Origin of the sequence: Paenibacillus sp. FSL R7-0340, assembly GCF_038002205.1 — a bacterium.
Classification (GTDB): Bacteria; Bacillota; Bacilli; order Paenibacillales; family Paenibacillaceae; genus Paenibacillus; species Paenibacillus polymyxa_B.
Window position 1 is genome coordinate 419,274 of the sequence record NZ_JBBOBY010000001.1, and the last position, 13,453, is coordinate 432,726.

Annotated in this window: 12 protein-coding genes; 7 read left to right on the top strand and 5 right to left on the bottom strand. The window is 45.1% G+C overall.

Annotated elements, in window-relative coordinates; all coding sequences use genetic code 11:
- Positions 1-115: 115 nt before the first annotated feature.
- Complete coding sequence (gpmA, locus tag MKX59_RS01840; protein WP_025721385.1) at positions 116-865, top strand: 2,3-diphosphoglycerate-dependent phosphoglycerate mutase; 750 nt, start codon at positions 116-118, stop codon at positions 863-865.
- A 64-nt stretch (positions 866-929) separates the two neighbouring features.
- Here the strand turns inward: gpmA and MKX59_RS01845 are convergent, their stop codons facing one another.
- Positions 930-2,423 (bottom strand): alpha-amylase, encoded by a 1,494-nt coding sequence (locus MKX59_RS01845; RefSeq protein ID WP_023990898.1) that lies wholly within the window; start codon positions 2,421-2,423, stop codon positions 930-932.
- Positions 2,424-2,687: 264 nt separating this feature from the next.
- On the opposite strand from MKX59_RS01845, the gene MKX59_RS01850 reads away from it, so the two are divergent.
- The gene (locus MKX59_RS01850; RefSeq protein ID WP_068939086.1) at positions 2,688-3,521 is read left to right on the top strand and encodes an HNH endonuclease; all 834 of its coding nucleotides are present in this window, start codon (positions 2,688-2,690) and stop codon (positions 3,519-3,521) included.
- A 24-nt stretch (positions 3,522-3,545) separates the two neighbouring features.
- On the opposite strand, the gene MKX59_RS01855 is transcribed toward MKX59_RS01850, so the two are convergent.
- Positions 3,546-3,941, bottom strand: coding sequence for a rhodanese-like domain-containing protein (locus MKX59_RS01855; RefSeq protein ID WP_023990896.1), 396 nt, complete (start codon positions 3,939-3,941; stop codon positions 3,546-3,548).
- Positions 3,942-4,441: 500 nt separating this feature from the next.
- Between MKX59_RS01855 and MKX59_RS01860 the strand changes: the two genes are divergently transcribed.
- Both MKX59_RS01860 and MKX59_RS01865 read left to right on the top strand, forming a co-directional pair.
- Positions 4,442-4,873, top strand: coding sequence for a DUF1641 domain-containing protein (locus tag MKX59_RS01860; RefSeq protein ID WP_013312528.1), 432 nt, complete (start codon positions 4,442-4,444; stop codon positions 4,871-4,873).
- Positions 4,874-4,900: 27 nt separating this feature from the next.
- Complete coding sequence (locus MKX59_RS01865; protein ID WP_023990895.1) at positions 4,901-6,082, top strand: NAD(P)/FAD-dependent oxidoreductase; 1,182 nt, start codon at positions 4,901-4,903, stop codon at positions 6,080-6,082.
- Between the two features lie 104 nt (positions 6,083-6,186).
- Here the strand turns inward: MKX59_RS01865 and MKX59_RS01870 are convergent, their stop codons facing one another.
- Positions 6,187-8,742 carry a LamG-like jellyroll fold domain-containing protein gene (locus MKX59_RS01870; protein ID WP_340857469.1) on the bottom strand — a complete coding sequence of 852 codons (2,556 nt, stop codon included), beginning with the start codon at positions 8,740-8,742 and terminating at the stop codon, positions 6,187-6,189.
- Positions 8,743-9,046: 304 nt separating this feature from the next.
- Here MKX59_RS01870 and MKX59_RS01875 point away from each other — a divergent pair, with 304 nt between their 5' ends.
- Positions 9,047-10,150, top strand: coding sequence for a hypothetical protein (locus MKX59_RS01875; RefSeq protein ID WP_075154909.1), 1,104 nt, complete (start codon positions 9,047-9,049; stop codon positions 10,148-10,150).
- Between the two features lie 183 nt (positions 10,151-10,333).
- Positions 10,334-11,131, top strand: a complete 798-nt coding sequence (locus MKX59_RS01880) for a copper amine oxidase N-terminal domain-containing protein (protein WP_068939081.1) — start codon at positions 10,334-10,336, stop codon at positions 11,129-11,131.
- An 81-nt stretch (positions 11,132-11,212) separates the two neighbouring features.
- On the opposite strand, the gene MKX59_RS01885 is transcribed toward MKX59_RS01880, so the two are convergent.
- Positions 11,213-12,259, bottom strand: coding sequence for a stalk domain-containing protein (locus tag MKX59_RS01885; RefSeq protein ID WP_068939079.1), 1,047 nt, complete (start codon positions 12,257-12,259; stop codon positions 11,213-11,215).
- 255 nt (positions 12,260-12,514) lie between these two features.
- Positions 12,515-12,691, bottom strand: a complete 177-nt coding sequence (locus tag MKX59_RS01890) for a CsbD family protein (RefSeq protein ID WP_340857471.1) — start codon at positions 12,689-12,691, stop codon at positions 12,515-12,517.
- 156 nt (positions 12,692-12,847) lie between these two features.
- Here MKX59_RS01890 and MKX59_RS01895 point away from each other — a divergent pair, with 156 nt between their 5' ends.
- Entirely contained in the window at positions 12,848-13,363 is a 516-nt protein-coding gene (locus tag MKX59_RS01895) for a DUF2179 domain-containing protein (RefSeq protein ID WP_023990890.1), read from the top strand.
- Positions 13,364-13,453 lie beyond the last annotated feature (90 nt).

The window sequence follows — 13,453 nt, forward strand, 5'->3', positions numbered from 1 at the left end:
GGATGGCTGAATGCCGTCCTTTTTTGTATTAAATAGACGGTTTAAAAATTGCATTTTACGTTAAATACATAGAAGTTGGGTAAAACATAAAGACAGACAGGAGAGGAGTGAGTGTATGTATCAAGTGGTGCTGGTTAGGCATGGAGAAAGCGTGTATAACCGACAAAACCTGTTTACGGGCTGGACGGACGTGGACCTGACTGAACAAGGGACTCATGAGGCCATTGAGGCAGGACGTATTCTCAAGGAGGCAGGATATACGTTTGATTTGGCATTTGCCTCTGTGCTAAAACGATCTATCCGCACGCTGTATCACATCTTGGATGAGCTGGATCATCTGTGGATACCTGTGCAGAAGTCATGGAAGCTGAATGAACGCCATTACGGTGCTCTTCAAGGGCTTAGCAAGCTGGATTCCGCCGTGCAATACGGCGAGGAGCAGGTTCATATCTGGCGGCGTAGCCTAACAGTGCGGCCACCCATGCTGGATGAGAAGGACGAGCGGAGTCCGCATCGGGAAGAGCGTTATCGCAATATTAAGCCAGAAGAGCTGCCGCTTGGGGAAAGTCTGGAGGACACAGTGCATCGGGTCGGTGAGTTTTGGAAGCAGCGGATTGTACCTTTGATTCTCAAAAAGGATCGAGTTATCATTTCTGCACATGGTAACACTTTGCGGGCCTTAATCAAGTATATGGAGAATCTGGACGAAACCGCATTGCTGGATTTGAATATTCCCACAGGCATTCCCCTGGTGTACGAGCTGGATGAGCATATAGATCCCATACGGCGCTTTTATCTCGGTGATCCGAGTCATGTAGAGGCTAAGAAGCAGGCTGTGGCCAACCAAAGCAAGGTAACGGAGTGACTTTCCATACACAAAGAGGACAGGGCGCTTCCTCGCATCCTGTCCTCTTTGTGTTGGGTATAGATTAAGCGTTCGCTTCTTCTTCTGTTTCCTGGCTGTCTTCCTCTGCGGGAAGTGCCCACACCGATACACTGCCGGCACGAACGGGAAATATGCCGTAGCCATCCTGCTCAATCTTTACGGTATGATCGTGACGCCCGGTCAAATCTATCCATTCTTCCGCTGCATGTTGTTTGCCTACGAACATGCGCTTTTCTCCGTCATTTGCGTTGGTGATCACCACAGCACATCCGGAGCCTTCCAGCTCAGGCACGCCTTGACGAACCCATCCAATCGTATGGGGATCATCGAAATAATCTTTTTGCTCACCATAAGCTTTATGGTATCGGGCATATAGAAGCGGGTCTAGCTCAGCCTGCTTGCCTTTGACGGGCGTTTGTCCCTGGATGCCGTAGTAATCGCCATAGAATACGCAGGGATAACCGTCCTTGCGCAGCAAGATAAGTGCATAGGCGCTGGGCTTGAACCAGTCCTCCACCCAGGATTCAAGCGCTTCATGCGGCTGGGAATCATGATTATCGACAAAAGTAACCGAGTTCAGGGGATGGGTATGAACAAGCGTATCCTCGAAAATGGTGCTTAAATCGAAATCCTTGCCACCCAAGGAAGCGCTATGTAGTTTGTAGTGGAGGGATACGTCAAATAGGTCGATTTTATAATCAATGGTATCCAGGAACTTTTGACACGATTCCAGATCCGGTTTCCAAAACTCGCCTACCATATAAAAATCCTGCCCGCGTTTTTTAATCATTTCTGTAGCAAACTCTCGTACAAATTCATGATTAATATGCTTGATTGCATCCAGACGGAATCCGTTGCATTGCAGAGTATCTACCAGCCATTTGCCCCAGCGGATCATCTCTTTGCGCACATCCTGATGATTATAATCAATATTGGCGAACATTAAATAATCATAATTGCCGAATTCATCATCTACATTTTCGCTCCAGCTTTTATTTTTACCTAAAATACGATAGATTCCTGTCCGGTCCTGGCTTGCATCATAATCGGTTCCGTTAAAATGTTCAAAGTTCCATTGAAATGTGGAATACTGACCTTGACGGCCGGGGAACGTAAATTTAGTCCAGCCCTCGATATCAAAGGGCTCGGAAATGACCTCATTGCGGTTATCCGGATTGACCTCGACGACCTTGAACACTTCGGTTTCATCCGCGCCAGCCTTATGGTTCATAACCAGATCGACATAGACGGCCACACCGTGGCGAACGCAGGCGGCAACAGCCTCCAGCAGGTCTTCCCTGGTTCCGTATTTGGTGCGCACCGCACCTTTTTGGTCAAATTCGCCCAGATCATAAAGGTCATAGACGCCGTATCCCGTATCCTCGGGCGATTGGCCTTTGGTGACAGGTGGAATCCATATCGCGTCAATTCCTTTGGCCTTCAGTTCCGGCGCCAGGCGGGTAAGCTTCTTCCAGTGAGAACCGTCAGCTTCGACATTCCACTCGAAAAATTGCATCATCGTATGGTTCCTTTTCATGTGCGTCCCTCCTTCATATATAACAAGTTACCCACCAAGTGAGGGGGGCTAAACGTCAGACGGTCAATATGATGCTGAATGAAGAACAAGGATCGCTGTATAACGTATGCTAAATCATTAAAATTTGTTATACCTAAGTGTTCCCAACGACTCGGGTAGCTAGAAAAGGGAACGTGAAAACGGTAAAATGAATCTAACTTAACAATAGTTCGGGTTTTGGTGAAAACCGTAAAGCACAAGCAACAGAGGAAAGGAGGGGTGGACGTGACAGAACCGCAGCAGAACAAGGATGAAGCGAGCAAACCGCTGATTAAAAAATGTACGTATTGTCAGGAAATGAAACCTTTAACGGACTTTCAGCGCAGAACGGGTCGCCGGGCTGGTCCTTATTCACGGCGTGGTCCTTGCCGTTCCTGCCGAGGGTTGGCCCCGGCCCCGCAAGAACGTGCGGCTACGTCCGCTCCTTCCGGCGAGGAAACGAACCCCTCGGCTGCTCCCGTGACGCAGCATAGCCTTGAAGCAAATACGGCTGCGCACAGCCTGGAGGCGCCACTACCTATGGAGGCACAACGCCCCCGCAGGAAGCTGGTCACGGATAAAGCGCGTGAGCGCCACCGGCAACGGGTTCGGCATCTGCTTAGCAGGCTGAAGCCTGCGGATACCCGGGCATTGCGGCTCAATCGCAATGGCATGATTCGGCTAAGAGGCAAAACCGACCAGGGGAGACGCTGGCATCAAGAGATTGAGCTTGATCTGGCCATGACCCTGGTCAGAGAGCGTATGGCGGTGATTGTTAATCCATACACCGTGCGCAGACTGTATAGCAACAAGGAATTTCGTCAATATGTGCTTAAGCGTGACCGCTATACTTGCTTTTTTTGCGGAGACTACGGTGACACGATTGATCATTTACTGCCTCGGGCAAAAGGGGGGCACACGACGCCGGTCAATTGTGTATGTGCTTGCAATGAATGCAATCAAGTTAAGGCTGCCCGCGATGTAGATGAGTTCATTGAATCTGGTGTGCCGCAGCCGTCTCCTGATGATTTCGAAGCACCTGATAATCCTGATACTTCTGAAGACACCCTACGTACGTAGGGCGATTCTTGGAGCGTAGGTCCCTTAGTACAGTTCTACTTCAAAGCCGGATTCCTTCCAGGCTGTTGTTCCGCCTTCGATAAAAGCTACATTGGTAAAGCCCATCTGCTGGAGTGTATAAGCTGCCAATGCAGCTTGTCCGCCTGCCCCACAAGTGGTGATAATCGGGCGGTTGCGGTCACGTAGACGTTCGTCACGCAAATCCTGTGGAACCTCCAAGTCAGCGCGGATGGGCAGCATGCCCAATGAAATATTGGCGCTTCCGCGAATCAGACCGCAAGCGCCTGCATCATGGGAGTCCTGTACATCGATAACGAATGTATCAGGATTTGCCTCCATTCGCTGACGTGCCTCCTGTGAATCAATGCCCTGAACGTGCTGTCTCGCTTCTTGAACCATATCTCCAAATGTTTTAGCCATCGTTTTAAACCTCCGTATGAATATATTTTGTGTTATTTTCATATTATCGAACTGAAACGTACGCTCTCTATTACCCTCCTCTAGCATAAAATGACCCTTTTTTTAAGGGAAACTTGGACAAAAATCGACCTTATTCTAATTTTTATCTAAAATAACAATAAAAATTTTGCAGAAATTTGTGCAAATTTAAAATTTCTTCGACGATTGTGTTGTGAAAGGTGTAATATAGAGGTATAGGGTTCCGTTTCGGCCTGTTGTAGTCACGAAGGAGCGCTTCGTGGGATATTCCGCAGCAGTAACAACAGAATACCGTCTGAGCAATATACAATTGGCATCTGCGATAAATCAGTCTTGCCCTTTAGGGTATAGGCCGGTTTTAGCTGTGCTTCTTGCATGTTTAGGGCGTGAATTCAATGCACGTTTTATTGCTAGAGTTTATGGATACAGGTTACGAGAAAGGAATGGACTTCTATTTTCACAGTAAAGGAGGACGTTCACGCATGTCTGAAAACCAACAAGAGGTGGCAGTAACACAAGAAGCTACCAAAGAGTCTCGGGATGTATTGGACCAATTGATGAAACCGGAGGTTCAGCAATCGCTGACCGTGCTGGTAGAAAATCTGCCCAAGTTGACTGAGATGGTTACTTTGATGACCGACGCTTATGATGTAGCTCGTAGTCTGGCGACTGACCCTGTCTTTATCGGAGATATGAAAAGCTCCATGGGAGAGTTTGTGAAGCCTGTTACAGATTCGGCTAAAGGATTGGCTTCTGCTGCAATTGAAGCAAATGACCGTGTACAAACTACGGACGGCAGCGTAGGTCTGTTTGGCCTGCTCAAAATGCTTAAAGATCCGAATGTACAAAAAACGCTGCGTTTCAGCCAGGCTTTCCTGGATATTCTGAATGAGCGCCAACGCGAAAGCAAATAATTACCTGATCAAGAACGGAGGATGGACATGTCGAAGCAAATTTTGATCTTGGGCGGCGGATACGGCGGATTGCTGGCCGCTCTTACAGCACGCCAGCATATGGACGCTAGCCAAGCAACCATTACAGTGGTTAACCGCTTTGCGTCGCACCAAATTATTACGGAACTGCACCGTTTGGCGGCAGGTACAATTGCTGAAAAAGCTGTTGCGCTTCCTTTGGAAAAACTGCTGCGTAACAAGGAAATTATCCTGAAAGTGGATACTGTTTCCGAAATCAAGCCTGACGATAAAAAAGTAACCTTGGCCAGTGGCGCTACGTTGAGCTATGATGCTCTCGTTATTTCCCTGGGCAGTGAAACGGCTTACTTCGGTATTCCAGGACTGCAAGAGCATAGCTTCACGCTGAAATCAGTGGCAGAAGCAAATCGCATTCGCGCACATGTGGAAGCTCGTCTGGATGCTTACAAGCAATCCGGTAACCAAGCGGACGCTACAATCGTTATCGGTGGTGGCGGTCTGACTGGCGTTGAGCTGGTGGGCGAATATGCTGACAAATTGCCTGCAATTTGTCGCGAAAAAGGTATTAACTACGAAGATATCAACTTGTATTGCGTAGAAGCTGGACCATCTATTTTGGCAGGCTTCCCTCAACCACTGGTTGATCGTGCAGTAACAAGCCTTGAAAAACGTGGCGTTCAAATCGTAGCGGGTGTTCCGATTACAGAAATGAAAGCTGACGAAGTTCTCTTGAAAGACGGACGTTCGATCAAAACGAACACACTGATCTGGACAGGCGGCGTACAAGGTAATGCACTGGTTGGCGCATCTGGTATTGAAGTAAACCGTGGTCGCGCAACTGTGAATGGTGCGCTGCAATCGACTTCTCACGAAGACATCTTCCTCGCTGGCGACAGTGCAGTGGTGTTCCCGAGTGAAGGCGAGCGTCCATACCCACCAACTGCACAGTTGGCTTGGCAAATGGGCGAATTAGTTGGTTACAACATCTTCGCTTATTTCAACGGAGCGAAAATGGAACGCTTTACACCAGTATTCTCCGGTACACTGGGCAGCTTGGGCAGAACAGACGCGATTGGTACTGTAGGCGCGAATGGCACCCAACTGAAAGGCGCTGTAGCCACTTTGATGAAGGAAGGCAGTAACATCCGTTACTTGTCCCACATCAAAGGACTTTTTGCATTGGCCTATTAATATTTCTTACATTTTATATGGTTCATTGGAAGAGAGCGCTATTCAGCGCTCTCTTTTTTGTAGCTTTTCTTTTCGACACTAGCGATACTCACGATTCATTAGTCTTAATTCACTTTCATCTTCGCTAACTCCGCCACCTGTGCAGGGGGGAGCGCACCTTCAAATATACTCAGCTCATCAATAGATCCTTTGAACGCAGGGTCCCACCAGTTGACACCTAAGCTGAATGATCCAGATTTAGAGGTAAAGACATCTGGAAATCCTGAGCCGGTAAATTGAATCTTTCCATTCACATACACGGCTAACATTCCACGATCTACAGTGAAGGCGAGATGTGTCCATTCATTTGTTTTGATCTTTAGGCCGGTACTGCCAGTATACCAAGATGAGCTGCCGGACCAGACCATTGTGTTATCCTTCTCAGGTCCTCTGGGCAAAAGGCTAATCCAGTGATTACTATCCATAGCTCCAAAGAAAGTTGGTGTATGCAGAGTCAATTCGCTTGGTTTTACCCACAGTGACACGGAATATGCTGAGCTGGATATGAGTCCTTCAGGCAGAGCAATGCCCGACTTTCCATCAAGGACTACAGCTTGGCCTCTTACGCTTTCAGCGTAGGACACACTCCCTCCCTGGCGATCGATTCGGTCACCGATAACTTCGCCATTAGCAAAAGCATCTTGCTGATCCTCCAGATTATTTTCAAACGTGTATGACGCAGTCAATGTTGCCTTCTCATAAGGGGATACCGTGATGTTAAAAATTTTGTCCCGACTACGTTCTCCCTTGGTAATGGTAGCTGTCAAAGTGGCAGATGCAGCCTTTTCTCCGATTCCTGGACGCTTGATTTCACCTGTATCCGTAATGACGCTTTGGTCTGAAGTTTTCCAGGTAATCCGGGATTGCCGACTGCCTTCCTTCGGAAGATTCAGGCTAGCCGTCACCCGACTTGTATCGCCAAGATCTAATTCACGATACACACTGTCCACTACTGTCGTATCGGTCATATCAGGGAGCTTGCTGCCCCAAGCCATCTCACCTTTATTCGATAAAACTGTAAACGCCAGGATGAATTGATTCGTAACCTGATCCCATTGTCTTAAGAACACCCCATCCAATACAGCACCATCCAGTGTTAATTGGATATTCGAATCCCCCGACTTGCGCCATGTTCCTTGCACATCGCCTTCAATGGTATGATCTGCTTTAAGCTGAATGAATTGCGTATTCTTGATCGTAGCCGAAGAATCACTGCCATGATTAATATATTGATAATCGCCAATGAATTGTTTCTCATCTAGCTTTGTAAGCGTCTCGCCACCGTAACGATAAGGAGCTACGACGGGCCAGTCCTCCTGATTCATGAACATTTGGTGTACACGCAGCTCATGTGTCTCCCCCTGATGAGGGAATCGGGTATGAAAGACGACAAACATTTGTCCAGTAGCAGGATCGGTGTATACAGAATTGTGTCCAGGGGAAACATAGCCGTAGCCAGTGCCTGTACCGGGGTCACCTATTTTACTATCGAACAAGAAATTACCTATTAACTTGTTGCCATAAGTTATATTTTTGGTGTTTGCTGGCAAAACAGCATTCTGTCCTTTGGCATCTTTATAAGGTCCTGTCGGACTCTTGGAACGGAATAACCTCATGTTATACCCTCCGTCCGCTGCAAGGCCACCGTAGGTTACATACAAATAGTAATAACCCGTCTCCTGGTTGTATTCAATATACGGACCTTCCCCTGACTCACCGTATCCACCTGCGATCTTGGTGCCAAAATAACGATCAATGAGCCGACCGTCTTCTGTAGTTCCATCTTTACCTGGGTACATGGGTTTGCCAGTTGCTTTATCCAGCTCCAGTAAAAATATTCCCCCGGACCATGATCCATACGTCATCCACAAGCGACCGTTTGCATCGTAAAAAACGCTTGCATCGATTGCATTTGGGAACATCCGATTCGCATAAGAACCATCGGTATTAAACCATCCTGGTCTGGGCCCCTCAAGCTTGCCTTCCTTAATAAGTTGTTGAATCGGCGTATTTGTCCATTTTTTATCTACCTTGCTATCTTTATCGAAAGCAGTATCCTTCGTAAAACCAGTGTGTATAATGGTATCCACATATTGATATGGACCCTCGATTTTGGGTGCAACTGCAATGCCGATCGCGGAACGAATGTAGGTGGAAGATGCACTATAATAAATCATATATGCCCCTTTTGTCCCATCCTCATTGACATAATGCTCATTCCAAAATACATCGGGCGCCCATACCGAGAATCCTCCCTTACTATCCGCATCATTCTCACCCGCCCAAGCGAAAGATCCGGCCAGATTCTTCGATAAATCCCCGTAAAGTGTGTTTCCAGGCGTGGTGTAACCGTTTGCAAAAGAAGTCCAGTTTGTAAGATCTTTTGACTTCGCCGCAGAGATATGTGACCCAAATACATAATAAGTGTCACCGTCTTTGACAATGGAAGGGTCATGAACCGATACATTAGAGAAGGTTGGCGCATCCTGCTTTTTGTTTTGGTCTGGCACCGTTGCCGCCGCGTCTATTGCACCTAATGGTGCGCTTGCGATTGCTAATAATAATGTTAGTGTTATTGCAATGCTTTTCCTGACTTTACGTTTAACAAAACTTCTCATCATACACATTTGCCCCTTTCTGAATTGGAGTACAGTGATATATTCTGCTTTCATTGCTAAATACCTTTATATTTATGAGTATTATTAATGTATTTATGAATTATATGGCTATAAGGAGGGTCTCAGCATCCAAGCGACTTTGACGCCACTGCTCCACACTTTCTTTTTTGATACGTAGTTGATCCTTCTATACACTACGATATGTAAAATACTATACTCTCTTTTTAGGTAAAATTTATAAATTATGGTTGACGTTATATATTTACGGGAGTATGCTAGTCTCGAAAAATAACTAGGAGGTTTGTGTATGTTTAGGAAAAAAAAGTTTTTAGGCATGGGGTTAGCAACCATTCTCATGTGCTCCTCACTTTCGGGAAGTCTTGCCTATGCGGAATCGAAATCTAGTACGTACGATGCTTCATTTTTTGAAAATCTCAAACAGCGGGCCATAGTCCATGAGCTTCAAGAACACAAGATCACCGTTAACCCGAAAGCATCTATTGCTGAACTACTGAATACAGCGGATAGCACATCACTAAAGAGTAAGAATAATAGTGATCTAAAACAAAATCTGGAGAAGCTTAACGAATCGGAATACATATATCTTACACTCGATGGAGAAGTATACAGCTCAGAAAAGGGTTATGTAGGCATGGCGGATAAAGTTGAATCAAAAGAAGATAGTGTAACGGATGCTACTTATATGAAAACAAACTCTTTGAGTGAACCAAGCAACAATCATGATGTTTCCATATCAAGTAAAAATAATCCCACTCCATCGCAAGTGAGTGGAGGGACAACGGGAACTTTCTCAAGGGTTCAATTGGATTATGATGGTTTTGATGGGGTTAATGCAAATGTGATTACGCCAAGGGCTAAGTACCTAGGAGCAAACGAACAGCCATGGATGTATTACGGTTTTGATGCAAAGAATGGACGGGGAATTGAGGGGGGATTTTCCTATCAAACAGGCAGAGAAGTATGGCAGGGGTATATTAGGAACAATAATGGTTTCAAATACTCTTTAGAGACGTGGAAAAATCACGACATAAATGATTCAGTTAAATTTTATATTGATAATAGTACCTATAACGCTTATCTGTTAGCAAAATACAGAGACATCGTCGTTATGCAAACCTCTTTTGACTCTTCAGACCTATCATCCATGTCGGTTAAGAGAGTGACGGCAATAGCGAAAAAAAACTTTGATGGCAGCAATATCTATGGAAGTTCTATCAATGGAGAGTTTTCAGAATTGGTAGTCTCAAAATTCAATTCAGATTATTATTATCCATGGGATGACTATCGGGATTACTCTTTTTGGGATGGAAGTCAGTGGTTCGGTACGATTGATTGGCCCGCCGATTATATTACTCATTATGGTCCAAGTGTGTGGATCAACAACCGATAAGAACAATTAGTTAAACAATGGCTCAAGCTAAAATATACTGAATAGCATCTGTCATTTCCTTTGTTGTTGGGTGAGACTTACAACAATGTGGTTTGGCAGATGTTTTTCCATGTTAAGCATACTCAACTGGACTCCTCTACCATAATTTTGGCTTTGAGCCTAAATAATAACAAGGAGGGCATTATGAAAATCAGGTTATTAATATGCCTTATGCTTGTACTAAGTCTTGCTTCTGCAAACTCGAATTTGGCATCAGCTCAAGCTCAAACCCCCATACACCTGAAGGTCAATGATCATTATGTTCTATACACCTACCCTGCATCACCCTTTGTGGATAAGAAGGGGAGACTGCTTATACCGCTCCAAGTGGCTGAAGATATACTGGGCGGCAAAGTAACTTATAATGCAGCGAACAAAACCGCTTCTGTTGATCTGTTGGACCGTAATGTAGCGGCAACGATTGGATCACCCGAAATATCAGTTAACGGTGAGCCGATGACAATGGACACAGTCCCCATCATGAAAAGCAACGCGATGTTTTTGCCGGTATCCATTTTGTTGAAGGATACAGATGCGAAGATGGAGTGGGATCCCAAACGTGGCTTATTGAAACTAAGACATGATAGCTTTACGGAAAGTCCAGTTCTTATGAGGTTTAAGGGACAAGACTTGGCCCAAGTCATTGATGCGAATGCGTTTGATCTTACTTCCTTTGATTGGGATCGCAGGAAAGGCATATTGAATATTTATGCTATGTACGAGGGCGACTTATCGCCCGCCTTCAAGCAAATTGACTTTAATCCTATGATTGTTTATAGCAAAGGGACCTATAGTGTAAATCCTTATTCTAAACCCAGTATGTTTTACAAAGTTAAAATAACCAGTCCTGGTAATCTGGTTTATACGAGAAATATAGATACGACCAATGCGGATGAAGATTATATAAAATATATTACTTCTGTTGGCAGATTAATTAAGTAGTGGAATGTATGTTTCTTGTACATCATAAAAAAGCGACAAAGGCTTTGTAGCCTTTGTCGCTTTTTTTGAAAAAAGTGCGATTTAGAACGAAGTTATCGTGTTGCTGTTTTCGCTAGACTTAATTTTACCCACTACTCGAGATACCGAGTTTCTGTTTTTAAGCTCATAAAGAACATTCTCTATAAGAGAGTTTCTTTGCGCATTAGTAAGTGTATTGTTCCAAGCGTCAGTCTTTACATATACATCCACGCTAGCTTCACTGCTGTCGCCTCTTACTGTGAAATCAAAGCCAACGCCAGCGTAATTGCCATATCTATTAACCAAATCGCGTTGAATCGTACTTGCATCCAAGGAAGAAGCTACATCCTTCAAAGTAACATCGCCTCTGCTATTGGTTGTAAAGGTTGCTAATTTATCTCTATTACTAGAGTTTTTAACCGTACCCTCTACATCGGCATCTTTATACTCTTTCAAAATATCTTCCACGATGTCCTCCAGGAAGCTTTCCTTTCTGCTGTCAGATAGCTCAGTCCATCTGGATTTTGTCATTTCGATGGTCACCGTAATATCGTTTTTGTTACCATCCAGAGTGATATCCGAGTTGGTATTGTAGTCATCCCTGTGATCATCGTTCAGCTTCTTTTGAAGATCCTTCAAGGAGCTAGAGCTATTTTTGCTTGCTTCATCTTTTAGCGTCTGGTTGTCTTTTTGCAATTGAGCAATGGTAGCGTCCTTCGTCGTGTTCGCTGCTTTCGCTGTGTTGAGCTCTTGAGTCAGCGTCGTAATCTGGTTGTTCAACGCCGTAACTGTAGACTGATCAATCGGAACGCCGTTGTCGGCAATGACTACGCGTTTGTTTGTACCATCCCATGTTACCTTTTTATCCAAAGCTGTACCTGCCAGCTTCAGTGGGATATACGTTACGCCATCCAGCAGGAACGGTTCTGTTTTGGCATCATAAGGAACCTCGGTTCCGTTGTAGATGATTTTGATATTGTTATATACTGCTTGGATCGGCTTAGTCACTTGTGCGGCATATGTGGATTGGCTGAAAAGAGCCCCGGATATGGCCAAGGCGGATACGGCAGTGATGATGACAGGTTTTTTGATAGATTTCAGTGATTTCATTCGTTGGTCTACCCCTTTATTTAAGAATTATAGCCTGGTTCATAGACTAGAGTAACATTAATGCCTACAAAATCCAACAGCTTGGAGAGTCATTATGGGTTGTGCTTATATTGGTTAGACGCAACAGCAACCGTAAAAGTTGCCCTGTTTGCGCAAAAGTTTTTCCAAAAGTATCCGAACAACACAAAACAAGCCCGCTGCACAAGACAGCGTGACTTGTTGGTAAAACAGTGCGTCGAGGTTATCCATTCAGAATTATTTGCCGTCCTTCAGTTTGCCTGCTGTTTCCTGAATATGGCCTTTGGCCTTATCCAGTTTACCTTCGGCTTGAAGGGACTTATTATCGGTAGCGTTCCCGATTTGGTCCTTGATTTCACCTTTGGCTTTGTTCACATTACCTTTGATTTTATCGCTAGTTCCGTTATCCTTCATGTTGTAGCCCTCCTTATGTGATCGAATTTTCATTCAGCATGCTGTAGTTAGTCATTACCCGAGCGAGGGTAATACGAAACCAGAGGCTGTATATCACAGACGGGGGTATAATGTTGGATACGGGTTAAATCAGAACGTGAAGTGGGGAGTGAGCGCATGCTCAAAATTTTATTGTTTATTCTTGTTATTCAAATTATTTACGTATCGGCGTATACACTGCGCATGATTCTGACGCTGAAAGGACAGAAGTACATTGCTGCGCTCATTAGCACCGTGGAAGTTACGGTCTATGTGTTGGGCTTGAATGTTGTGCTTAAGTACCTGGATCAAGTGGCAAGTCTTGCAGTATACGCCATTGGCTATGCATTGGGCATTCTTATTGGAGCATGGATTGAGGAAAAAATAGCGCTTGGTTATGTCACCGTTAAGGTGATCAGTAATGAGATCAATGGAGGAATTGCCAATGCGCTGCGGGACAAAGGATACGGTGTTACAGCCTGGCTGGGCAGTGGACGTGATGGAGAGCGCCTGGTGATGGAAATTTTGGCTAAACGGAAAAACCAGAATAAGCTGTATCAGTCCATTCTGGAGCTGGATCCTAAGGCTTTTGTCATTACGGTAGAGCCGAAGCAATTTCATGGCGGCTTCTGGACCAAGGCTATCCGTAAATAAACATTTTGGTAAATTGCGCATATTTTTTGGACGTTAGAGCATATTAATACCCGGACAGGTGGAAATTAACAGTAAGCCGACAGGGGATAT